Source organism: Comamonas koreensis (assembly GCF_014076495.1).
Lineage (GTDB): Bacteria > Pseudomonadota > Gammaproteobacteria > Burkholderiales > Burkholderiaceae_C > Comamonas > Comamonas squillarum.
In genome coordinates this window covers 5,123,467-5,147,051 of sequence record NZ_CP043575.1, presented here as the reverse complement: position 1 = coordinate 5,147,051, position 23,585 = coordinate 5,123,467, and the positions used below count along the sequence as shown (strand labels likewise).

Sequence of the window (23,585 nt, the reverse complement as noted above, 5' to 3'; positions counted from 1 at the left end):
AGGTGGCGCAGTACAGGAGAAGCCCAGCCATGGCAGACTAGCGTCTATGTCCCCTCCCGCCTTGCTTGTTGCCGATGACCACCCCCTGTTTCGCGCTGCCGTGGTGCAGGTGATCCGGGGGCGTTTTGGCGCCTTCGAGGTGCTCGAAGCCTCCAGTGCCAGCTCGCTCAGCGCGGCGTTGGCGGCGCACCCGGGCATCGAGCTGGTGCTGCTCGATCTGACGATGCCGGGCACGCATGGCTTTTCGGCGCTGCTGCATGTGCGCGGCGCCTACCCGCAGCTGCCGGTGGTGGTTATCTCCTCCAACGACCACCCGCGCATCATCCGCCGCGCCCAGCAGTTTGGCGCCTCGGGCTTTATCTCCAAGGCCGCCGCCGCCGACGCGATCACCGCAGCGATCGAGGCGGTGCTGGAGGGCGACACGGTCTTCCCCTCAATGGCCGCCGAGTTGTCGCAGGAAGACGCCGAGCTGGCCGCCCGCATGGCGCAGCTGACACCGCACCAGTTCAAGACCCTGCTGTACCTCGCCGATGGCCTGCTCAACAAGCAGATTGCGCAGGAGATGGGCGTGACCGAGCACACGGTGAAGGTGCATGTGACTGCGATCCTGAAAAAGCTCGGCTGCCACAGCCGCACCCAGGTTGCCGTGCTGGTGCGAAACCTGGAGGCCGATGGCGGCTTGCCCACAGGCGATTCAGCGCTGGCGTAGCAGCAGCTGGCCGACCAGCGCACGCAGCGCCGCCGGCCGCGCGGGCTGCGTCAGCACCCCCCAACCCAGCACACTGGCCTGCTGGCTGGCGGCATCCTGCTGGCCCGCATCGGTGCTGAGCCAGACAACGCCCGGCGCCTTGTGCCCGCAGGCCTGCAAGGCACGGACTGCTGCTGGCGTGGCATGCGCCGCATCCACCACCAGCAAAGCCGGCCATGCGTTTTGGCTGCGTTGGGCCTGTGCCAAGGCCGCCTCGGCATCGGCCTGCGGTACCACCTGGCAGCCCCAGCGCTGCAGCAGCGGGGCGGCGCCGGCGATGGCGGCCGGGCCAATGCACCAGGCGCTGGCGCCTTGCAGCGGTGCGGCGTTGGCGACCGCAGGTGCTGCCTCCATGGGCTCGCGCGCGGGCTCCGGGGCCAAGGCGGTTTGGCTCAATGGCACCTCGACCCAGAAGACCGAACCCCGGCCCAGCGCCGAGCGCAGGCCAATCGGGTGCTGCAACAGGCGCCCCAGGCGCTCGACAATGGCCAGGCCCAGGCCGGCGCCGCGCTCATGCTGGCGGCCAGTCTCCAGCCGGCGGAATTCTTCAAAAATCTCGCGGTGCAGGCTCTCGGGGATGCCCGGGCCCTGGTCATGCACCTCGATGCGCAGATGCTGGCCGACGCGGCGGCAGCCCAGCACAATGCGGCCCTGGCGCGTGTAGCGGATGGCGTTGGAGAGAAAGTTCTGCACGATGCGGCGCAGCAGCGCCTCGTCGCTGTGCACCACCGCGCGGCAGGGAATGACCTGCAGCTGCAGGCCATGGCCCTGGGCCAGCACGCCCAGGCTGCTGCCCAGCTGGGCCAGCATGGGCTGCAGCGCAAAGTCGCGGCGGTTCACCTCAAGCTGGCCCGATTCCATGCGTGCAATATCGAGCAGGCTGTTCAGGATGTCGTCCTGCGAGGCCAGCGCGCCTTCGACATCGCTGGCCAGCTGCAAGGCCTTGTCGCCCTGCACATGCTGGCGCAGCAGCGATGCAAACACGCGCGCGGCGTTCAGCGGCTGCAGCAGGTCATGCACGGCGGCGGCGACAAACTTGGATTTGTAGCGGTTGGCCTGCTCGGCCTCGCGCTTGGCCTGGGCCAGGTCTTCGGTGCGGTCGGCAATGCGCTTTTCCAGCGCATCGGCCAGGGAGCGCAGCTCGCGCGCGGCGTTCTTGTAGCTGGTGATGTCGGCATAGCTGGTCACAAAACCGCCATCGGGCAGGGGGTTGCCGCGGATCTCCAGTACCGTGCCGTCGGCCTTTTCGCTCTCGCGCGCATGGGGCTTGCCGCTGCGCAAAAACTGCATGCGCCGCTCGATGGCCTCGTCGATGTCGCCCGAGCCCAGCAGGCCCCGGCGCGCGTTGTAGCGGTACAGCTCCTCGACCGGCATACCCACTTTCAACAGGCCCGCCGGCAGCCGGAACAGCTCCATGTAGCGCGAGTTCCAGGCGACCAGGTTCAGCGCGGCATCGATCACCACCACGCCCTGGGGCAGGTGTTCCAGGCTCTGGCTGTGGCCGGCATCGGCCTGGTGGGCGGCGGCCACGATGCCATCTTGCGCAGTGCGCAGCTCCTGCGCGTGTTGCTTCAAGAGGGCCTCGAGCTCTTCGCGGCTGCGCTGGCGCAAGGCCGACAGGCGCTGGCGCTGGCGCGCATAGAGCAGCAGCAGCGACAGCGCCAGCCAGCTGCCGCCCGCCGCGCCAGCGGCCCACCAGGCCGACGCCACGCTGTTGTCCACATCATGCAGGATATGCAGCTGCCAGCCGGTTTCGGGCAAGGTCACGGTTTGCCAGAGCTTGCGGCCCACGCCCGGGTCCTGCCACTGCACCAGCGCGCCGCCTTCGTCCAGCGGCTGCTCCTGCGCATAGCGCATGGGCTTGAGCGGCTGGCTGCGGTACTGCTGGGTGCGGTCCATCTCCTGCTGCGCACGGGCATCGATGGGCTTGAGCTTGCGGTAGCGCCAGTCCTCGTTGCTGGCCAGAAACACGACGCCATTGGCATCGCTGGCCAGCACGATGTCGGGGTTCTGGATCCATTCGCGCTCGAGCTCCAGCAGCACGATCTTGATCGCGATCAGGCCCAGCACCCGGTGCTGGCCACCGGCATCGCTGCTGATGGCGCGCGAGAGGAAATAACCGGCCTCGCCGGTGGTCATGCCAATGCCGTAGAAGCTGCCCTTGTCCTGGGCCAGCGCCAGTTGCACATAGGGGCGAAAGCTGTAGTCCTCGCCCACATTGCTCGAAGGGCTGCGCCAGTTGCTGGCTGCCAGCGCCACGCCCTGGGCATCGATCAAGGTGAGGGTGGAGGCCAGGCTCGCGCCGTTGGCCTGCTCCAGCTTGCGGTTGAGGCGCAGCACCTGCTCGGGGCTTTGCGGGTGGGTCAGCGCCTCGCGCAGCTCGGCGTCGAGCGCCAGCACATCGGGCAGCACCCGGTAGCGGTCCAGGCGCTGGCTGAGCGCCTGCGCATATAGGACGAGCTGGCGGTGGGCCTGCAGGTTTTCCTCGGCCAGGCTGTGCTGCAGCATCCAGTGCCAGGCGCCTGCAGCGGCAGCCACCGTGCTCAGCAGCACGGCGCAGAAGGTCCACAGGGATCGCAGGGAGCGGCGGGGAATGATCGGAAACATGTAACGGAGGCCTAGGTATTTTCCCGAAGTATGGGTTTTCCGTAGCTCTGGGAAGGCGGCGCCTAATACTAATGTCTAATGGGCAATCTGTAAGGGCTGGGATACAAACGCGCCTCAGCGCACCGAGTTGGTGCCGAGCATCTTTGGAGCCCCACCATGCAGATTGATACCACCGCCAGCCAGGCGCCCGTCCAGGCGCCGCCTTTTTACCGGACTTTGTACTTCCAGGTGATTATCGGTATCACCATCGGTGTCTTGTTGGGGCATTTCGAGCCCCAATATGGTGCGGCGATGAAGCCCTTTGGTGATGCGTTCATCAAGCTGATCAAGATGATCATCGCGCCGGTGATCTTTCTGACCATCGTGACCGGCATTGCGAACATGACGCACCTGAGTACCGTGGGCCGCGTGTTTGGCAAGGCCATGGTGTACTTCCTGACCTTCTCGACCCTGGCGCTGATCGTGGGCCTGATCGTGGCCAATGTGATGCAGCCGGGCGCCGGCATGCACATCAATGTGGCCGATCTGGACCAGAAGGAAGTGAGCTCCTATGTGGCCAAGTCGCATGACATGACCCTGACCGGTTTTGTCATGGACATCATCCCCAAGACGCTGATCAGCCCCTTTGTCGGCGACAACATTTTGCAAGTGCTGCTGGTGGCAGTGCTGTTTGGCGTGTCGCTGGCCATGGTCGGTGACAGCGGCAAGCCCGTGCTCAACCTGCTCGAATCGCTGACCAAGCCCGTCTTCAAGTTGGTCAACATCGTGATGAAGCTCGCGCCCATCGGTGCCTTTGGCGCGATGGCTTTCACGATCGGCAAGTTCGGTCTGGGCTCGCTCTTGAACCTGGCCGAGCTGGTCGCGACCTTCTACATCACCTCGCTGCTCTTTGTGCTGGTGATTCTGGGTGCCGTGGCCCGTGCCTGCGGTTTCTCGGTGCTCAAGCTGATCCGCTACCTCAAGGATGAGCTGCTGCTGGTGCTGGGTACCTCGTCGTCCGAATCGGCGCTGCCATCGCTGATGCACAAGATGGAAAAGGCCGGTTGCAGCAAGTCCGTGGTGGGACTGGTGGTGCCTACCGGTTACTCGTTCAACCTCGATGGCACCAATATCTACATGACCTTGGCGGCGCTGTTCATCGCCCAGGCGACCGACACCCACCTGACCCTGGGACACCAGATTGCGCTGCTGCTGGTGGCGATGCTCAGCTCCAAGGGCGCTGCGGGCGTGACCGGCGCGGGCTTTATCACGCTGGCTGCCACCCTGGCCGTGGTGCCGGAAGTGCCAGTGGCCGGCATGGCGCTGATTCTGGGCGTGGACCGTTTCATGTCCGAGTGCCGTTCGCTGACCAACTTCATCGGCAATGCCGTGGCTACCGTGGTGGTCTCGCGCTGGGAAAACGCGCTGGACTATACCAAGCTCAACGCGGTGCTGAACAACGAAACCGTGCTGGAGAGCGCGCCCGTGCAGGTGCCGGTGGTGGATACCGCCAAGGGCTGATAGCGCCTCGCTCCAAAAGGAATGGCCTGCAGATGCAGGCCATTTTTTTGTCTGAGAAATGCCGCGAACCGGTGGTCAGGGCAGTGGGCGCAGCAGCCCGTACATCGCCCGCAGGCGCAAGGTATCGCGCCCCAGCTTGCGCTGGTTGGGCAGCTTGCCGACCCAGCGCATCTGCTGCACGGTGCGCTCCAGCGCGGCGCGCACCGCAGGATCGGTCTGCGCCAGCCAGCCATGCCAATCGGCACGTGCGGCCTCCAGGGTGCCGGCATTGTCCAGGAACAGCGCGGTGGAATGCGCATAGCACAGCGCATCCTTGACGATGCACAGCGCAGGCGGCAAGGTCGCCAGCGGGTCGTCTTCAAAGTCGATATAGCCAATGACGCCATCGGGGCAGCGCACCATGTTGCGGGCAAAGGCCTGGCTCAGGCAGGTGCCGCTGGCATGCACGCGCTGCAGCGCGGCAAAGCCCTGCTGCCACAGCGCCAGGGTGCTGGCGGGGGCTTGGCGGGCTGCCGCCTCGATTTCGTCGCTGAGCGACGGGGTATTGCCGCCGGGCAGGCCCAGGTGGCGCATCAGAAAGCCCTCGGGCGCATCGGCCAGCACCAGCGGCACGCGCAGGCCGCGCGCATGCAGGTCGCGCAGGCGCCGCACCTCGGTCGCAATAGCGGCTTGCCCGCCGGGGTTGACCACGGGCTGTAGCACCGGCACATCCAGCCAGCGCGAGAGCAGGCCCAAGGTCCGGTAGCGCCAGGCGGCTATTGCCGGGCCGGCTTTTTTGAGCCAGACCGATTCGGCCGGCAGCTCATAGCGCACCACATTGAAGGTCTGGCTGGCCAGGTGCTGCTGCAAAAATGCGGCATAGTCCGGGCGCTCGGCAGATGCGGCGCCGGGCGGGGCGCCAGCGGGGGCAGGGGGCTGTAAGGGGGAAGCGGTATCGGTCATGCGCAAGCGGGGCGCACGCCGCAGCGGCCACTCCAGCAACAGTGAAAACCTTGCATTATCGCTGCGCGCTCAAGAAGCCTCGGCGGCCTGGGGCACCATGTCCTGGTGGTCGGCCGGTGCCGAGGGTTTGACATGGGGCTGCGCCAGCGGCTGGAAACTCTCGGCGCTGGCCAGCGGCCAGTAGGTGCGAAAGACATCGTGCTGGTGCGCCAGGTCGTCGAGCAGCGCGCCGGGCCGCACCTGCAGCAGCAGGTTGGACAGCAGGCGCACCTCGGTGTCGCTGATGCGGCGCACGATATGGTGGGCATTGAGCTCGCAAGGGTGCTGGAGGCCGGCGGCCTGCACCAGCTCCTGCAGCGCATGCAGGGTGCTCTTGTGGAACTGGGCCACGCGCGTGGCCTTGTCGGGCACGACCAGGGCCTGCTGGCGCACGCCATCTTGCGTGGTGACGCCGGTGGGGCAGTTGCCGGTGTGGCAGGTCTGGGCCTGGATGCAGCCCAGCGCCATCATGAAGCCCCGGCCGGCATTGCACCAGTCGGCGCCCAGCGCCATCATGCGGGTGATGTCAAAGGCAGTGATGACCTTGCCGGCGGCACCCAGCTTGATGCGGTCGCGCAGGTTCACGCCGATCAGGGTGTTGTGCACCAAGAGCAGGCCTTCTTGCAGCGGCACGCCGACATGGTCGGTGAATTCGACAGGCGCTGCGCCGGTGCCACCTTCAGCACCGTCGACGACGATGAAGTCCGGCGTGATGCCGGTCTTGAGCATGGCCTTGACGATGGCAAACCACTCCCAGGGGTGGCCCAGGCAGAACTTGAAGCCGGTGGGCTTGCCGCCCGAGAGCGTGCGCAGGCGGGCGATGAAGTGCATCATCTCCTCGGGCGTGGAGAAGGCGCTGTGCCGGGCCGGCGAGATGCAGTCGATGCCCACCGGAATGCCGCGCGCCGCGGCAATCTCGGGCGTGACCTTGGCGCCGGGCAGCACACCGCCATGGCCGGGCTTGGCGCCCTGGCTGAGCTTGAGCTCGATCATCTTGACCTGGGGCTGGGTGGCGTTGGCGATATAGCGCTCTTCACTGAAGCTGCCGTCGTCATTGCGGCAGCCAAAGTAACCCGAGGCCACCTCCCAGATCAGGTCGCCGCCGTGCACGCGGTGGTGCTGGCTGATCGAGCCTTCGCCGGTGTCATGGGCAAAGCCGCCAATCTGCGCGCCCTTGTTCAGCGCCAGGATGGCATTGGCCGACAGCGCGCCAAAGCTCATCGCCGAGATGTTGAAAACGCTGGCATGGTAGGGCTGGGTGCAGGGCGCCACCGACTGCGACGGCGCATCGGGCGAGCCGCCGATCCAGACACGGAAATCATGGCCGTCCAGCCGCGTGGGCGCCATCGAGTGGTTGACCCATTCATAGCCGCGTGCGCCCACATCCATCAAGGTGCCAAAAGGGCGGTTGTCCGGATCGCCCTTGGCGCGCTGGTAGACCAGCGAGCGCTGGGCGCGCGAGAAGGGCAGGGCCTCGGTGTCGCTTTCGATGAAGTACTGGCGCATCTCCGGGCGGATGAACTCCAGGAAAAAGCGCATATGACCGATGACCGGGTAGTTGCGCAAAATAGCGTGGCGCGTCTGGCGCCGGTCGCGCAGGCCCAGCAGCGTGAGCGCGGCGCCGGCCAGCACGGCCAGCCACCACCAGGCGCTGGCCTGCAGCACCAGCGCGATGATGCCGGCGACCAGCAGGAGCATGCACAGCACCATCACGGTGTAGCGGACGGGAAAAATCTTGTTGAGCTGGTTCATGGGGGTGTCTGTGCAGGTCAGACGGCCCAAAAGCGCGCGCAAATCCCGGGCTGCAGCACAGGCGCCTGGCTGGCGCTACACTGCAGGCCCTGCCTGGCGCAGCGGCCGTCTGCCATTGCAATGTTGTTACAAAACCAGACCCATCATAGGGGGCGCTGGTGGCATTGCAAGCGTGCAGGGGTTTGTGCTGTGCGGCCCCCTATTGAGAGAGCACCGATGACCCAGCCCCAGATCCCCGATGGATTGAATGACGACCAGCTGACCGAGATCGACCAGATCCTGGAAGACATGCGCACGCGCGCCGAAGAAATTCCGCAGTGGGAATTTGCCGACGGCGCACTCACCGCGCTGGTCTGCACGCGCCGCGCGGTGCCGGTCGAGGAGTTTCTGCCGATGCTGGTGGGCGATGGCGAGCTGCTGGAGCGCGATGCGGACGGCAAGCTGCCGCTGCTGCCGGCCTTCAAGGACCGCGCCCAGCAGGACCGCTTTCTGGAACTGTGGCAGATCCGCTGGAACGAAGTGACGGGCCAGCTTGACGCCGATGTCAAGAGCCTCGAAGACGATGACACCTTCCAGCCCGATGCGATGGACATGCGCGGCGCCATTGCCAGCCTGCCCGAGGAAGAGCGCCAGGAGCTGGACGGCCAGGAGATCCCCTCGTTTGGCCAGGTCTGGGCGCTGGGCTTCATGTTTGTCGTGGAAAACTGGGCCGATGAGTGGATCGCACCGCGCGACAAGGAAGCGGCCCGCTGGCTGAACGACGCGCTCGAATCGGTGGTGGCCCTGACCGAGGATGACACCGGCACTCCCACCGTCTGCATGTACGACGAAAACGGCCCGGCCAGCACCAGCCAGGAGCGCGTGGAGACCTTTGGTGAGGCGATCTGGGCGGTGTATGACCTGCGCCAGATCTGGAAGAGCATGGGCCCGCGCCAGGCCACCATCGTCAAGGGCGAGGTGCCCGGCCGCAATGACCCCTGCTCCTGCGGCAGCGGCAAGAAGTTCAAGAAATGTTGCGGCGCCTGATAGCAGGCGTTCACCATCCGCTCTGAGAACAGCCGCTTTTGCGGCTGTTTTGCTGTGCGGGCCCAGATTGGCATGGCCGCGAGCGGGCAGTGGCTCTAGAATGGCTTGGTTTTCATCCTCTTTTGGCCAAGGATCCCCGATGAACCTCATGAACATCATCACCAAGCAACTGATCGAGATCATCGAGTGGACCGATGACTCGCGCGATACCTTGTCGTACCGCTGGCCCGATGAGGACAAGGAAATCAAGAACGGCGCCCAGCTGATCGTGCGCGAATCGCAGCAGGTGCAGTTTGTCTCCGAAGGCCAGTTCGCCGACCTGTTCGGCCCCGGCCGCCACCAGTTGACGACGCAGAATATCCCGATTCTGTCGACCCTGCGCGGCTGGAAGTACGGCTTCAATTCGCCCTTCAAGTGCGATGTCTACTATGTCAATACGCGCCTCTTCACCGGCAACAAATGGGGTACCTCCAACCCGGTGATGATGCGCGACAAGGACTTCGGTGTTGTGCGCCTGCGCGCCTTCGGCACCTATGACTTCCGCATTGTCCAGCCAGCCAAGTTCCTCAAGGAGGTGGCGGGCACGGACCAGAATTTCCGCCTCGACGAGTTTGCCGACACGATGCGCTCGCGCATTGTCAGCATCTTCAGCGAAGCACTGGCCCGCGCCCAGGTGCCTGTGCTTGATGTGGCCCAGCGCTACACCGAGATGGGCGATGCACTGCTGCAGCTGATCAACCCGGCCGTTACCGAAAAATACGGCCTGGAGATCACCAGCTTCCTCCTGGAAAACGTCTCGGTGCCGCCCGAAGTCGAAGAGGCGATCGACAAGCGCTCGTCGATGAGCGCGATCGGCAACTTGAACGACTATGTGAAGTACCAGATGGGCCAGGCGATGGCCAACGGCGGCGAAGGCGCAGCGGCGGCCACCATCCCCGCGACCATGGCGATGGGCTTTGGCATGGCGCAGGAGATGATGAAGGGGATGCAGCAGCCTTCTGGCGCTGCTGCAGCCGACCCCTTCTCGCCCGCTGCCGCACAGGCTGCGCAAGCGGCGCCCGCTGCGGCTGCGGCCGCCGGCGCCGGCCTGCAGGTGCTGACGCCCGAGCAGGCGGCCCAGGCGCTGGGCGTGACGGTGCAGGAGGTGCTGACTGAGCTGGAGTCGGGCGCGCTCAAGGGCCGCAAGATTGGCAGCGCCTGGCGCATCTCGCAGGAATCGCTGAACGAATTCCTGCGCGGATAAATCTGCACTCACCGCGCATGTACCGCTGCTTTGCCGGTGCATGTGCGTTGGCGTGCCCCCGTTTTGAGAGCCCGTGGCGCAGACCTGCTGTGCGCCAACGCTGAGTTTGACCGTGAATTCACCCACTCCCGCCACCGACCCCTTTGCGCCGCCACCGACCTCGATGGTGGCCAGGCATGTCTGCCCCGAATGCGGCGGCAATCTGGAATGGAATGCCAAGGCGCAGTCGCTCAAGTGCCCCTACTGCGGCACGGTGGTGCCCTGGACCGACGAGCAGCAGCAACAGCTGGGCGGTGACATCGTCGAGCAGGACCTGGCCGCCGCGCTGGCCAACCCCGCCAGCGGACGCGGCTGGGGCGAGGCGCGGCGCGAGTACCAGTGCCAGAACTGCCGCGCGATTTCGGTCTTTGTCGACGGGCGGGTCGCGTCGCGCTGCGATTTTTGTGGTTCACCGGCCATCCAGGCACATGAAGAGCGCAACGATGCGATCACGCCGCAAAGCCTGCTGCCGTTCAAGGTGAGCGATGGCCAGGTGCGCGACCTGATCCGCAAATGGTATGGCAGCCGCTGGTTTGCACCCAACAAGTTCAAGAACGCGGCGCTGACCGATACGCTCAAAGGTATATACCTGCCGTACTGGACCTTTGACGCCCATGTGCAGGCCCAGTGGCGGGCGGACGCCGGCTTTTACTACTACACCACCGAGCAGTACCGCGACGCCAATGGCAACATCAGCACGCGCCAGGTACGCCATGTGCGCTGGGAGCCGGCCTCGGGCAGCCTGCAGCATTTCTTTGACGATGAACTGGTTGCGGGCACGGTCGGGGTGCACCAGGGGCTGCTGCAGAAGGTCGAGCCTTTTCCAACGCGGACGGACCTCAAACCCTATTCGCCCGAGTTTGTGCGCGGCTGGACCGTGGAGCGCTACCAGGTCGACCTGAACCGGGCCGCGACGATCAATGAAGGGGATATGGACCAGCAGGTAGAGGCCCTGTGCGCGCGCCAGATACCGGGCGATACCTACCGCAACCTGCAGGTGCAGCGCCAGTACCAGGGGCGCAGCTTCAAGCATGTGCTGGTGCCTGTCTGGCTGGTAGGCTACACCTATGGCAGCAAGAGCTACCAGATTCTTGCCAACGGCTACACCGGCCAGTTGGCCGGTGAGCAACCCTATAGCTGGGTAAAAATCCTGTTCACCGCACTGGCAGTTTTATTGGTGCTGGTGCTGCTGATGACAGCGGGCCGATAGCCGGGAATACCTGAGGGGCCGATAAGGCCCCTGGGTTCAAGGCTTAACGACGGCGGCGGTTGCCATCCATGTTGTCGCCGACCTGGTTACCAAAATAGGCGCCGGCAGCAGCACCGCCAATGGTACCCAAGGTCGATCCGAACACGGCATCACCCAACACACCACCGGCGACAGCGCCTACGCCGGTGCCGATCTGGGCATTGGTGGGATTGCTGGAGCAAGCGGTCAGGCCGCTCAGGGCCAGAACGATGGAAGCGGTAGTGATTGCAAGTCGTTTCATCAGGGTTCTCCTCTTGGTCTCATCGGCTGTCAGTCAGAAGAGTGCTGCAAACCGGGTTGCCATGGTTGAAGTGTGGCGCAGCGCACGCGCTTGCCACATCGGCCAAGGCTAAGTTCGGATGTGGGACAGCGCTTACTGCGCAGGCGCGGCCTGCACCAGCTCCAGCAGGCGGCGCAGCGCATGCCGCACGGTGGCCTGGCGCACTGCATGGCGGTCGCCGTCAAAGCGCTGCACTTCGCTGTGCAGTTGCCCGGCCACCTGCCAGCCAAACCAAACGGTGCCAACGGGCTTGCTCGCGCTGCCGCCATCGGGCCCGGCCACGCCGGTCACCGCCACGCTGACCTGTGCCTGGGACTGCGCGATCGCACCTTCGGCCATCGCGCGGGCGACGGGCTCGCTGACGGCGCCGTGGGCGGCGATCAGCGCAGCGGGCACATCCAGCATCGCGGATTTGGCCCGGTTGGAGTAGGTGACAAAGCCGCAATCGAGCCACTGGCTGGAGCCGGGCCGCTCGGTGCAAGCGCCTGCGATCAGGCCGCCGGTGCAGCTTTCGGCCGTGGCCATCATCCAGCCTCGTTGGCTCAGGTGCTGGGCCAGCTGGGCCACGGTTTCCGGCAGGGGCAGCCCATCTTTGGTCAGCAAGGCGGCGGTGGCGTTCATAGCAGATGTCTCCCGATGGCGATGACAAGCAAGGTGCAGAAAGCGGCGACCAGATCGTCCCAGATGATGCCCCAACCGCCGCCCCAGCCAAAGCCCTTGAAGCAGCGATCCGCCCAGCGCACCGGCTGGGGTTTGACGGCGTCGAAAAAGCGGAACAGCACAAAGGCCGTCAGCTGGCCCCAGAAGCCCGTGGGCATGACCAGCCACAAAATGAGCCAGAAGGCGAGGATCTCGTCCCAGACAATGGCGCCGGGATCCGCCACGCCCAGGTTGCGCGCGGTGGTCGTGCAGGCCCACCAGCCGAGCACGAGCGATGCGCCAATCACCCAGCCAATCGCCGCAGGCGTCAGCCACAGCTGCAGCACCAGGTAGGCGACCCAGGCCCACAAGGTGCCCACCGTTCCCGGTGCCACCGGGCTCAGTCCCGAGCCAAAGCCCAGCGCCATCCAGTGCAAAGGGTTGCGCAGCATGAAGGTCCAGTTGGCGCGGCGTGGCGCCGATGCGTTGGCTGCGGCGCCGGGCGCAGAAGGTGGAAAGGGCGAGTCGCTCATGCCCGCCATCATAAGCCTGCGGCAAGGTGCTGTGCAGCGCCAAACGGCGCCAGCCCACCAAGCCGTCAGGCCTTGAAGTGGTCAAACGAGGCCCAGCGCTGCGCGATGGGCTGGCCCTGCGCATCGCGCACGCGCAGGCCCAGTGTAGCGGTGATGCGGCCAATGCGCTGCACCGGCGTCTGCGCGGCCAGGCTGGCCTGCTGCACGGCATCGCGCCGGTCTGCGGCGGCGGTAAAGCACAGCTCGTAGTCGTCGCCGCCCGCCAGGCAGCATTGCAGTTGCAGATCGATGGGCAGGTTGAGCGCAGCGCCCGGGGCACCTGCGGTCGCTGCCATGCACGCCAGTACCTGGTCCGCCTGCAGCTCGGCACCCACGCCACTGGCTTGCAGGATATGGCCCAGGTCGCCGGCCAGGCCATCGCTCAGATCGAGCGCACTGCTGGCAATGCCGCGCAGCGCCATGCCCAGGGCGACACGCGGGCTGGGGCTTTCGAGCCGCTGGCGGGCAGCGGCCAGCGTAGCGGCGGGAAGCTGCACCTGGCCAAGCAAGGCCTCGAGCGCCAAGCGGGCATCGCCCAGCTGGCCGCTGACATAGATGTCATCGCCGGGCTGGGCGCCGCTGCGCAGCAGCGCCTGGCCGGCCGGCACCTCGCCCAACACGGTGATGCAGATATTGAGTGGGCCCTGGGTGGTGTCACCGCCCACCAGCTCGCAGCCATGCGCATCGGCCAAGGCGAACATGCCCTCCGAGAAGCCTTGCAGCCAGGGCGCATCGACCGATGGCAGGGCCAGCGCCAGGGTAAAGGCCAGCGGCTGGGCGCCCGTGGCGGCCAGGTCGCTGAGGTTGACGGCCAGCGCCTTGTGGCCCAGCGTGCGCGGGTCCACATCGGCAAAGAAGTGGCGGCCTTGCACCAGCATATCGCTGGAGATGGCCAGCTGCATGCCGGGCTTGGGTGCGAGCAGGGCGCAGTCGTCACCGACGCCAAGCACGGCCCGCTGCACCGGCCGATGGAAGTACTGCGCAATCAGTTCGAACTCACCCTGTGCCATATCAGCGGCCTCCCGGGCTAGCGTTGCGGTTCAGGCGCAGCGGTAGCAAAAAGCTCAGTGGCCGCGTCAGCACCCGCTTGATGAGCGCCTTGTAGATGTGCGAGCGCTCGACATTGCTGACGTTTTGCGCGCGCAGGGCCAGGCGGAACGCCAGGTAGAAGCTCACCAGAATGTTGAAGCCGCCCAGCAAGGGCAGGGCCGCCACGCAGAGCCAGAAGCCGTGGAAATGCAGCACCTCCAAGCCCATGCTGGTGGCAGCTGCGGCGATCTGGCCGGCAGCGAGGGTCACGTGGCGGATATCGATGGGCAGGCCAAAGAACTGTGCCACTACGGGGATCAAGCCCAGCATGAAACCCAGCGAAATATTCGAGGCAAAGCCGGAGATATGGCGGCGCATGAAGCCCGCCCAGCGCGCAGCCCGCGCCTTGCCCAAAAAGCCGGTGATGCGCGGGTTGTAGCGGATGGCCGAATCCATATGGTGCAGCACAAACCAGTTTTCGGTCCAGCCGGCGATGATGCTCGAGGAGAACAACAGCACCCCGGTGAACGCGGCATAGAACACCGAGGGGCCCAGCAGGGTCAATGACTTCAGCGTCTGCTCGGCCTCGTGCTGGTCGATAAAGGGCGCGCCAGTGGCTCGCGCCCAGCCCCAGGTGAGCAGCAGCACCATCGGGAAGACGGTGAACACATTGCCCAGCACGGCGGCCACCTGGGAGCGCACCAGGTAGCTGACCTCGTCGACAAAGGAGGCCATGCCCGCCTCGGTATCGCCCGATTCCTTGAGCTTGGCGGCCATCGCCGGGGCCGTCATCGCTGGTTGCTTGGTGGCGACGGTGAAATGCAGCAGCTGGATCAGCACAAAGCTGATCGCGTAGTTGATGCCGGCAATGAAGCCGCCCCAGAACGCGGAGATGGCCACCGCATGCAGTGCGAACTTGATCAAGGTGGTGAAGGCCATCACCAGGCCGCCACCGGCCGCCTTGCGCGCCATCTGCGCGTACTCGCGCTTGTCGCGCGTGATGTAGTGCTCACCGGTCTCGGCGCTGCGCTCGGCCACCTTGGAGGCCAGCAGCGACGAGTTGGACGAGATCAGCGCGCGGATGCTCTGGCGCTCCAGGCCCACGGCCACCAGGTGGGCCAGCAGCTTGGCGGTGATGACCTTGGGGTTGGCCGACAGCAGGCAGTCGAGCAGCTCGCGCACGCGCAAGATGCGCATGCGCAGCTGGCGCAGCCGGAAGACGACCCCGACCGAGACGCCATTGTCTTCAAAGTGTTCGTAGATCGAGGCCACGGCGGTGCGGCATTCGTCCAGGCTGCGGCGTACATTCTCTTCGGCCTCCAGCACTTCGGCGGCCTTGGGGCTGGGGTGCAGCATCGCGCGGCGCAGCTCTTCGACGCCGCTGATCAGGCTGTAGAAAGGCTGGGTGTTTTTGGCGCTGCCGCTCATGCGCAGGCGCAGCTCAGGCGCAAAGCCGGCCGCCAGAATCTGGCCGGCGCAATAGGTGATCGCGTTGAGCACCAGATGCTGCCAGGGCGAGAGGCGGTTGCCGTAGTGCTCCAGCCCGGCAATGCTGCCGGCACCCACATCGCTTTGCGCAATCTGCGTGGGGACGACCATCACCTCCAGTGACACAAAGCCGGGCGACAGCAGCTGGGCAATGCGCTCGAGCAAGGGCTTGTCCATGGCCTTGAGCCACTGGGCATCAAAAGGCGTGTGCAAGACCATCGAAAACAGCACGGTGGCGTCGATCGTCTCGGGCGTAGAGGGCAGCAGCTTCCAGCGCAGGCGCTCGGCCATCTCGTTGAAGAAGGCGGTGCGGGGCGCAAAGCCAAAATCGGCCAGCAGCGCGGTGAGGTCCACCGTCTGCAGTTGCACGGCCCACCAGCGCTGCACTTTGTCCCGCAGCGCGGCATCGCCCTCAATGGCGTCCAGCAGTTGGCTGACGCGGGCCACGGCCGCGTCGACCGAGTTTTGCTGGCCGCGAATCCAGGCGGCGATCTCAATGATCCAGAGGTTGCGCTCGGCCAGCGGTGCATCGGGGTCGAGCGCTGCGAGCAACTGCGCCAGTGGATCAGGTTTCTTCTTGCGGAACATCAATGCAGCACTCGTCCTTGCGCCAGGTCGTCGTCTTGGGCGGGGTACTGGGTGGCGTCGAGCGTGAAGCGCGGAATCGGGCAGTCAAAGGTCTGGGCCTCATCGCTGATGCACAGGTAGCTGCCTTCCATACTGCCTTGCGGCGTGGCCAGGCGGCACTGGCTCTGGTACTCGAAGGATTCGCCGGGCGCGAGCAGCGGCTGGTGGCCCACCACGCCCAGGCCTTTGACTTCCTGGACCAGACCGGTGGCGTCCTTGATGATCCAGTGCCGTGCGATCAGCTGCGCGGGAACCTCACCACTGTTGCGAATGATGATGCTATAGACAAAGTGGAATACGCCGGCCTCGGGCAGGGACTGCTCGGGCAGGTACTGTGGTGTCACCGACACCTCAAACTGGAACTTTGGCATGTGAAACTGGATTGAAGTCAGGTAGAAATACTAACTGCGACAATAGAGGGATGAGCTCCACCTACCGAATTGCCCCCTCAATCCTGTCCGCAGACTTTGCCCGCCTGGGCGAGGAAGTGCGCAACGTACTGGCCGCCGGCGCGGACTGGATACATTTTGACGTCATGGACAACCATTATGTGCCCAATCTGACCTTTGGGCCGATGGTTTGCGCAGCCTTGAAGCCCCATGCGATCAAGCCCGACGGTACGCCGGCACCCATCGATGTGCACCTGATGGTGCAGCCGGTGGACGAGCTGGCCGCCGCCTTTGCCCAGGCAGGCGCCGACTATATCAGCTTCCACCCCGATGCTTCGGCCCATGTACACCGCAGCATCCAGGCCATCAAGGCGCAGGGCTGCAAGGCCGGTCTGGTGTTCAATCCGGCGATGCCGCTCGACGTGCTGGACTGGGTGATCGAGGACATCGACCTGGTCTTGCTGATGAGCGTCAACCCCGGTTTTGGCGGCCAAAGCTTCATCGACTCGACCCTGCGCAAGATCGAAGCGACGCGCAAGCGCATTGACGCCAGCGGCAAGGACATCCGCCTGGAAGTCGACGGCGGCATCAAGGAAACCAATATCCGCCGCGTGGCGGATGCGGGGGCGGACACCTTTGTGGCGGGTAGCGCGATTTTTGGCAAGCCTGATTACAAGGGGGTGATTGAGCAGATGCGGGGGGCGTTGGGGTGATGCAGTTGCCCTGAGGATGGGGCGAGAAAAAGGCTCCGGCAAATTGGGTTGCCGGAGCCTTTTGCATTACCTTAAGAAGAAGTGCAGAGTAGGCTTATTTGCTCCAACAGCTGCTGTCGTATCCAGAGTCACCTTCTTTTTTGTCTTTGGCACCCTGCAGGCCGGTATTGCTCAGGGTCAAATTGCCGCATTTGTCACTGGCCTGGGCATTTTGTGCAGTAGCGGTCAGCGTAAAGGTAGCGCCATCCGAGTTGAGGCTAATGGCGTAGCGGCCGGAAGGGATGCTCGACATAGCAGCGGGAAATGCTGCTGTTTTCGGATAGTCCCCATTGGCTGTTGCCGCGCGCTCCATCCATTGCGCGGCTTGCAGCAAGGCCGCACGGCCTTCTGCGCGGTGACCACGCAGAATGTATTCGTTGTAGCTGGGCAGGGCAATTGCGGTCAGGATACCGACCACAGCCACCACGATCATGAGTTCGATCAGCGTGAAACCACGCTGTTGGGTCACGGTATTGTGTGTCATCGCTGGTCTTTCTTACTGCAGCTGGCGCCAGCTGGGGCGCAAAGTTTGTTCAGGCATGCGCAGCAGTGCCTCCATATTGTTGATGCAGCGGTCGCCGGTACAGGTGCTGATATCGAGCATCTGCGTCTCCGATGCGGCGACCTGCGAGTGCGAGCCTTTGTCAACCTGTGCACGCGAAGCATTGCCGTTTTCCGTCGCGCCGAATGAGGTATTGCTGCCCAGGTTGATCAGCTGGATGCTGGGCTTTTTGCCGTCCATGATATTGAGCATGGTGCGGTACTGGCGTTCGGTATCCACCGACGTGGAGTCGCAGCTTTCGCGGGTGACATCCACATCCAGGCCTTTGGCCGGCACCTGGGTGTAGGCAACCAGGATATTGGTGTTGTCATACAGCTCCAGGTTCTTGAGCGCGCGCTCGCCCACCGCTGGCAGGTCCATGTACCAACCGTTGTAGGTCGTACCCCAGGTGGTCTTGTCGAGCGTGTCCACTTCGTCCACCCGGCCGCCTACGCCTCCAGCAATCGTCAGCTCGGCGATTTCCCGCTTGGCCAGGCCAGCAGTAGCCACCCCCGTTCCCAAAGCGGCAGGTGCAGGGACAGTCAAACATTCTGCAGGTGCAGACGATGTACAAGCCTTGCCAGGGTGTACTTCCAACCATTGGCTGGAACCTTCGGTTTTTCGGACACGGTAGCGTGTATTGTCCAGCACGGAATAAATGCTTTGCACCAGAACATCACTGGGGTCGGTTCGGCTCACATTACGGCCGGTACCAAATGCCACCATCATGCCGCCCACGGGTACAGATTTCTTGGTGCCGTCTGTTTGCGTCACTTCCTTGACCCGATCGTTCGCGCGAGCGGTCGGTGCAACAGTGATCGGCTGCACATTGCTGCGCGATGAGGAGCTGAGGGCCGAAGGACCGCGTGCGGTGAACAGCGGCGTACTGCTAAAGGCCACATTCCACTCGCTGGCGACGTCACTGGTGAGGTCAAATTTCCAGAGGTTGCCCTGGTTGTCGCCGGCGTAGGCGATGTCTACCCGTCCATCGCCATTTAGGTCTATCAGGCGCGGAGCGGACAGGCCATTGTCAATGGCATAGCCGGTGCCAGCCGCCTGGCTGGTGACTGGCAGGCGTACCAGTTCCTGGCCCTTGTCCAGGTACTGAATCAGCAGAACGGGGCGTTGGTTGGTGCTGTTGTAGCCATTGCCCATCACCACGGCCCAGCGGCCATTGTTCATCCGCGTGATCTGTGTGGTACGCAGAAAGTCAGTTTCGTCCATCACCGGCTTGGCAGTTATGTGACCGATGTCGTTGTTCTCGCTAGCGGTAGCAATACAGGCGGTGCGCTGAGTGCCCGTCAGCGCGGTGCAATCCAAAGCGTCTGCTACGCCGCGAGTCCGGTCCAGGCGCACCAGGGTGTTGGCATTGGCTGCCGCAAAGCTGGGTGCGCTAGAGGTGCTGCCAGCCGCCGGGTTGGTGACATCCAGCACAAAGTAGCCTTTGCCGCCAGCGCCCATGGTGCCCACCAACAAGGTTCGCCAGTCGGCAATATAGGCTTCGGTGCCAGGAGTGGTTTCCTTGACGCCGCCAAGCTCCACATCGCCCGTCATGGGGGAGCCATCGACATAGTACTGGTGGGTATAGCCGGAGCCAGCTAGGTTCTTAATCGTTGACAAGGCGCCATTGGGGACGTAGGCCAGTTTTTCAGAGCCATCGGTGGCTGAGAAACCATGCAACATGCCATCATTGCCGCCGACATAGACCATAGGAACGCGATTCTTCTGGGCTTGCACAAAGCTGCTGTAGCCTTGGAGTGCGTAGGTACCGGACGGCGCGCCGGTGTACCAGACGCCGGAGTTGATGATGTCACCTTGGCGGCTCTTGCGCTCGCGGAAGGGCTTTGCGGTGGTGTAGCCGGTGGTGTCCGAGCCTTCCAGCGTGCGATCGCCTCGGATGAAGTTCACAATGCTCTCGCCACTGGTGGAAATAGGGGTGGCACTGGCTAGGCCAATCTTGGCCTTCTGCGCAGTGCTCAGGTAAGTCTGGTCGCTGGCCCACTTGAACTGCACACCACCTTTGTCGCCTGAGGTCGTGCCGGTTTTGGTCACCCACTGGTCACTCCAACCAAGGACCAGTCGATCAGTCACACCGGTGCGGGCATCCAGCAAGTCGGCGGTGGTTTTGTTCTCCCATGCTGGCGTGCTGGTGCCGCTCTTGTTCACGGTTCTGGCTGCGACATAGCCTTTCCAGTTGGAGTCGGGTTGGTAGCCCGCAGTGAAGGTGGCCACATCGTAGCGCGCCGCGTTCGATCCGCTGCTGACCGAGGAGGTCAGGTCGGCATCTGTCTGGGTGTTGATCTGGCCAAAGATCTCGCGGAAGGCCTTCTCCAGATCCTCGCCTTTTTCTACTGCATAGAAGCGGCCCCGCCCATTGATGGCTGAGTGCCACAGGTCCAATGCACGAACATCTTCACCACCACCATTCATGTCGGGCCAGGTCTTGGTGCCATTGACCAGCGCGGGAAAGCTGCCGTCATAGCCAAAAGGCACCATGCTGGATGAAGCGCTGATGTTGTACTTTGCGTCGCTGTAGTTCTGCTTCCATGTGTAGGACAGCGCACTGAAACCGATGGTGTAGGTCACCATATGCGGCCAGGTGGCCGGGTTGTAGCGAGGGTTCCAGTAGCGGTCCAGCGTGCCAGTGGTGGTCCCGCTGGTGAAGGTTTCGGTGGCCGGCGCTTTGCGGTAGTCAGCCGTGGGCTGCATCGTGCCAGTCCAGCCGGTGGTGTGCGGTGGCACGGCCCAGCTATAGAAGGCCCAGTCCGCCAACGTATTGTCAAATGCATCGCGGTACAGTGCACTCTTGGCTCGGGCGGCGGCCGTGGTGCCACCGTAGACGGTACCATCTGGTAAGGTTAGGTTCGTGGCGTTGTCCGTTTGGCTGGGTTTGGAGGCTCCACTGTTCCAGCGGCCATCCGTCATGATGATGTGGTAGCTGCGGCGGCAGCCCAGATAAGGCGATCCTGTCGTTCCAGGGACCGACGCCCAGGGGCTGTTCGTCGAGAGCGGGCGTCGCATGTAGGCATCAGCCTGCGAGAACATCTTGTGTGAGGGTGTGCCGTTCACGGCGCTGAGGCCGTTGACAAAACTGATCAAGTTGTTGCGGTGGCTGGTATTGAGGACCCGCATCGAGTTGGTGTTCATCGAGGTGCTGTCGACGCTGCCTGCACCTGAGGCATTGCCGTTGTTCCACATGGCCTGCCAAGACATGCGCACCTTGCCGTCTGGCAGCAGTGAGGTATCGCGAAGCACGCCGCCGCTGCCACCATTTCCGATAAGGGCGTACTTAAGCACATTGATACGCCGGGCTGACGATGGCCAAGAACCATCGGCATTTGGCACCTGGGTGTTGCTCGCGCCGCTTTGGTTTTCGCGGTCCAGGCGGTATTGCATACTCCCTGAGTCATCGATCGAGATGATGATGTTGGGGGCCACATAGGGCTCTTTGGTGCCCGGCGGTCCGCTGGCCAGGTCCAGTGCCCAGCTGCCCTGCGGTAGCAAAGCCGCGCAGGCCGCCAAGGCCAGCAGATGTTTGCGGAAATGGGGGGTGTTGTTATGAGCCACAGCGCCTCCTGTCAATACTGCGAATAATGGGTTTTAGCCAGTCCCGGCACTAGGCCTGCATGTGGCTGGTAAAGCGTGAAAGATCCAGCGCCACAGACTCAGTCCTTGAGCCGCTGCCGGGCATAGGTCTGCTGTAAAACGACCTGGGTATTGGGCTTGCGGCCATGTGCAAGGCTGGTGATGCGATAAACCACATTCGGAATCATATTCAGCGCCAAAAAGTTATTGGCCACCATGCTGTTGCCGGCACTGTCTTCGGCCACGATCAGGTTCGAGTTCTTGCTGCTTTCGTCATAGGGCAGCACCTCAATCCAGTACCAGCCGCCGCGGTTGGCAGCACTGCGGTCTGCAAGAATGGGGTTGGCCGGGTTGCTGGCATTGCCCAGCTTCGCTCCGGTGTACTGGCCATAACGCGCACCGACGGGAGCACCGCCGGTGGGGGTGCTGGTCATCTGCGCCAAGGTGACGCCGCGATCGGCATCGCTGTTGTTCCAGAAATCCTGGTTGCCCTGGCGCTTGGTGCACAGGCCGTTGCGGCACTTGTAGGTTTGGCTGTCCAGCGTTGCCAGCAGCTTGCCGACGGAGGGCGCTTCCAGCGGAATCTGGTCTGCGGTGCTCTGACGGCAGACATCGCCAGTGCCGCTGCACACCGATCCGTCAGCATTCTCGTTGCGGATGTCCAGCTCGGCATCCTGCAGCAGCGCTTGTCCGGCCTCGAAGGCACGCTGGTAATCTGCATCATTGCTGACCAACATCTCCCCAAACAAAGAGGTACGAGCCGACCACAGGGCCAGCAGCATCGACAGCATGACAAAGATGATGACGACGAACAGCGCTACGCCGCGTTGCTGGCTGAGTGGTGGGCGTTGGTCGCGAATGAAGAATCTGCCTTGCATGGTTAGGGCTCTTGGTTCGGGTTACAGCACATTGCCGATCAGCCCCTGGCTGCGCAATTGGTAGACGCTGCGAAACACCATGTGCAGGCGTTGGGCGCGATCTGCGCCGATGGCGCTGCCGCTCATATCGGTGGCGTCGGCACTGGCGTAGTCAACCTCGGTGGTGCCGTCGCAGTCGGTATAGCTGGACGTGGAGGGCAGGTTCATGCGCTCGGTGCCATAAAGCACGATGCAGACTTCCACACCGGTGACTTGTCCCCAGTTGGTACCGACTCCAGCTGCATTGACGTACTGGATTTTTGGCGCGCCGCTGGCGATGTCGGTCATACGCAGATAGCGGATTCTGAAGTTGGCGACGTTGCCAATCACCGGCTGGGATAAACCTGACGTTCCCGTGCAGACCAGGTTGTTGGTGTTGAGTGCGAATGCGCTGGAAATACGCATAAAGCTGTTGTTGTCCGCCGTGTCCAGGTCCTGGGGGCCGCCTTGGCAATCCCGGGACAGCGACTGCGTCGCGAGGGATGTGTCGCTGAGTGGGTACACCGGTTCCTTGTAGCGTCGGTAACCGACGGTGAGCGTGGTGTCTGTGCCGTTGATGGTGTCAGTGGCGGGGGAAAAATTCCGGTCCGGTTCTGATGAGATGGCCTTGGTCTCGAAAGCCACCGGTAGCGCATACCGGTCAATGTCGGTGCTAGCATTCTTGGTGGCATTGAGGTTGAGGTAAAGCGAGCCCGACTGCCTCAGTTGTTGTCCAATGACGCGAAAGGCATATCCAGCTTGTTGCTGCAACTGGCTGGCATCGCTGACGGTCCCTGAAGTGCTGCGCGAAACCATCAGCGCGCCGCCTGCGACGGCGACAACCATCAAACCGATGGCGACGCCGACCATCAGCTCAACCAGAGTGATGCCGCTTTGGTGCCTTGGTTGGAGGGAGTGGCCCAGATTCGCTGCAGGCACACTGTTCAAGCCCTTTGTAATTTTGGTACGCATATCAAATCCCTGGGCAGAAAAAACGGGCAGTGCTGGTGCCCTTGTAGGGGGCGCAGCGGGCACTGACGGGGATGTACTGCAGGTGGCAGGTGTAGCCTTCGCCGCAGCTCACGGCCGCGCCGCTGTCCGCAGCGGCATTGATGGCGGAGCGGTAGTCGCTGTCGGCCCCTTTTCTCTCGTTTTCTCGCCACCGGATCATCACGCCTAACTGACGACGGTTGGCAGCGACGTCTTCTCCTGCGGACGTGAAGAGATTGGCATCGCCCAATGGCAATGCTCTGCTGACAAATGCTTTCCACTGAGAAACATCGTAGACGGCGAGTTCCGCCCCCGTGCAAACAACGGTGCTGCAAATTTTGCTGGGGCTGGGTGTATCGTCCCAATCGCTGAGATAGCTGCTCATATTGGCCATCGCATTGGGATTGACCTTCATGCGCTCACTCAGGTCTTCGATGAGCCTGATCGCCTGCTCTCGGCGCACGCTGGTTTGCGTGTCACTGAGGGTTCGCAGTTGCACGCCCACGATGCCCAAGATGCCGAGGGCGGCGACCACCAGGGCGATCAGTGACTCCAGCAAGCTGATGCCGCGCTGGCTGCGCTGCATTGCAGAGATTCTCGTCAATCTGCGCATAGGACTTCTTTCTGTATCTGGGCTTGTCATGGGAGACCG

At 63.6% G+C, this 23,585-nt stretch carries 20 protein-coding genes; 6 read left to right on the top strand and 14 right to left on the bottom strand.

Annotation, left to right across the window (positions count from 1 at the left end; translation table 11 throughout):
* Positions 1-46: 46 nt before the first annotated feature.
* A complete protein-coding gene (locus tag F0Q04_RS23530; protein ID WP_182343796.1) occupies positions 47-709 on the top strand; it encodes a response regulator in 663 nt (220 codons plus the stop codon).
* Here the strand turns inward: F0Q04_RS23530 and F0Q04_RS23525 are convergent.
* Complete coding sequence (locus tag F0Q04_RS23525) at positions 695-3,355, bottom strand: PAS-domain containing protein (protein WP_182343794.1); 2,661 nt, start codon at positions 3,353-3,355, stop codon at positions 695-697. The two genes, F0Q04_RS23530 and F0Q04_RS23525, sit on opposite strands and share 15 nt — an antisense overlap.
* Before the next feature lie 156 nt (positions 3,356-3,511).
* Between F0Q04_RS23525 and F0Q04_RS23520 the strand changes: the two genes are divergently transcribed.
* A complete protein-coding gene (locus F0Q04_RS23520; RefSeq protein WP_165841196.1) occupies positions 3,512-4,855 on the top strand; it encodes a dicarboxylate/amino acid:cation symporter in 1,344 nt (447 codons plus the stop codon).
* 75 nt (positions 4,856-4,930) lie between these two features.
* Here F0Q04_RS23520 and F0Q04_RS23515 read toward each other — a convergent pair whose 3' ends face one another.
* Together F0Q04_RS23515 and F0Q04_RS23510 are read right to left on the bottom strand one after the other, a co-directional pair.
* Positions 4,931-5,797 (bottom strand): hypothetical protein, encoded by an 867-nt coding sequence (locus tag F0Q04_RS23515; RefSeq protein WP_116926391.1) that lies wholly within the window; start codon positions 5,795-5,797, stop codon positions 4,931-4,933.
* 69 nt (positions 5,798-5,866) lie between these two features.
* Positions 5,867-7,588, bottom strand: coding sequence for an FMN-binding glutamate synthase family protein (locus F0Q04_RS23510; RefSeq protein WP_182343792.1), 1,722 nt, complete (start codon positions 7,586-7,588; stop codon positions 5,867-5,869).
* 216 nt (positions 7,589-7,804) lie between these two features.
* Here F0Q04_RS23510 and F0Q04_RS23505 point away from each other — a divergent pair, with 216 nt between their 5' ends.
* From F0Q04_RS23505 to F0Q04_RS23495, 3 genes are all read left to right on the top strand, one after another.
* The gene (locus F0Q04_RS23505) at positions 7,805-8,614 is read left to right on the top strand and encodes a UPF0149 family protein (protein WP_116926275.1); all 810 of its coding nucleotides are present in this window, start codon (positions 7,805-7,807) and stop codon (positions 8,612-8,614) included.
* A 139-nt stretch (positions 8,615-8,753) separates the two neighbouring features.
* The gene (locus F0Q04_RS23500; protein WP_182343790.1) at positions 8,754-9,857 is read left to right on the top strand and encodes an SPFH and helix-turn-helix domain-containing protein; all 1,104 of its coding nucleotides are present in this window, start codon (positions 8,754-8,756) and stop codon (positions 9,855-9,857) included.
* Between the two features lie 163 nt (positions 9,858-10,020).
* Positions 10,021-11,106, top strand: a complete 1,086-nt coding sequence (locus F0Q04_RS23495; protein WP_182345893.1) for a TFIIB-type zinc ribbon-containing protein — start codon at positions 10,021-10,023, stop codon at positions 11,104-11,106.
* Between the two features lie 43 nt (positions 11,107-11,149).
* Here F0Q04_RS23495 and F0Q04_RS23490 read toward each other — a convergent pair whose 3' ends face one another.
* The 6 genes from F0Q04_RS23490 to apaG all read right to left on the bottom strand — a co-directional run bounded on the left by F0Q04_RS23490 (position 11,150) and on the right by apaG (position 16,151).
* Positions 11,150-11,386, bottom strand: a complete 237-nt coding sequence (locus F0Q04_RS23490) for a glycine zipper domain-containing protein (RefSeq protein ID WP_027010612.1) — start codon at positions 11,384-11,386, stop codon at positions 11,150-11,152.
* 132 nt (positions 11,387-11,518) lie between these two features.
* A complete protein-coding gene (locus tag F0Q04_RS23485) occupies positions 11,519-12,046 on the bottom strand; it encodes a CinA family protein (protein WP_116926278.1) in 528 nt (175 codons plus the stop codon).
* Positions 12,043-12,597 (bottom strand): phosphatidylglycerophosphatase A, encoded by a 555-nt coding sequence (locus F0Q04_RS23480; RefSeq protein ID WP_420093968.1) that lies wholly within the window; start codon positions 12,595-12,597, stop codon positions 12,043-12,045. The genes F0Q04_RS23485 and F0Q04_RS23480 overlap by 4 nt, the downstream gene beginning before the upstream one ends.
* A 65-nt stretch (positions 12,598-12,662) precedes the next feature.
* Positions 12,663-13,646, bottom strand: a complete 984-nt coding sequence (gene thiL / locus F0Q04_RS23475) for a thiamine-phosphate kinase (RefSeq protein WP_182343788.1) — start codon at positions 13,644-13,646, stop codon at positions 12,663-12,665.
* A gap of 1 nt (position 13,647) precedes the next feature.
* Entirely contained in the window at positions 13,648-15,741 is a 2,094-nt protein-coding gene (locus tag F0Q04_RS23470; protein WP_182343786.1) for a site-specific recombinase, read from the bottom strand.
* Complete coding sequence (gene apaG, locus F0Q04_RS23465) at positions 15,741-16,151, bottom strand: Co2+/Mg2+ efflux protein ApaG (protein ID WP_021025695.1); 411 nt, start codon at positions 16,149-16,151, stop codon at positions 15,741-15,743. Before apaG ends, F0Q04_RS23470 begins: the two co-directional genes overlap by 1 nt.
* Before the next feature lie 50 nt (positions 16,152-16,201).
* Between apaG and rpe the strand changes: the two genes are divergently transcribed.
* Positions 16,202-16,882: a ribulose-phosphate 3-epimerase gene (rpe, locus tag F0Q04_RS23460; protein WP_182343784.1), complete on the top strand. Its 681-nt coding sequence runs from the start codon at positions 16,202-16,204 to the stop codon at positions 16,880-16,882.
* 94 nt (positions 16,883-16,976) lie between these two features.
* Here the strand turns inward: rpe and F0Q04_RS23455 are convergent, their stop codons facing one another.
* From F0Q04_RS23455 to pilV, 5 genes are all read right to left on the bottom strand, one after another.
* Positions 16,977-17,405 carry a type IV pilin protein gene (locus F0Q04_RS23455; RefSeq protein WP_269780253.1) on the bottom strand — a complete coding sequence of 143 codons (429 nt, stop codon included), beginning with the start codon at positions 17,403-17,405 and terminating at the stop codon, positions 16,977-16,979.
* A 12-nt stretch (positions 17,406-17,417) separates the two neighbouring features.
* Positions 17,418-21,029, bottom strand: coding sequence for a pilus assembly protein (locus F0Q04_RS23450; RefSeq protein WP_182343782.1), 3,612 nt, complete (start codon positions 21,027-21,029; stop codon positions 17,418-17,420).
* A gap of 98 nt (positions 21,030-21,127) precedes the next feature.
* Positions 21,128-21,925 carry a pilus assembly PilX family protein gene (locus F0Q04_RS23445; RefSeq protein WP_182343780.1) on the bottom strand — a complete coding sequence of 266 codons (798 nt, stop codon included), beginning with the start codon at positions 21,923-21,925 and terminating at the stop codon, positions 21,128-21,130.
* A 21-nt stretch (positions 21,926-21,946) separates the two neighbouring features.
* Positions 21,947-22,915: a PilW family protein gene (locus F0Q04_RS23440; RefSeq protein ID WP_182343778.1), complete on the bottom strand. Its 969-nt coding sequence runs from the start codon at positions 22,913-22,915 to the stop codon at positions 21,947-21,949.
* Between the two features lies 1 nt (position 22,916).
* On the bottom strand, positions 22,917-23,519 hold the full coding sequence (gene pilV / locus F0Q04_RS23435) for a type IV pilus modification protein PilV (RefSeq protein WP_182343776.1): 603 nt from the start codon (positions 23,517-23,519) through the stop codon (positions 22,917-22,919).
* Positions 23,520-23,585 lie beyond the last annotated feature (66 nt).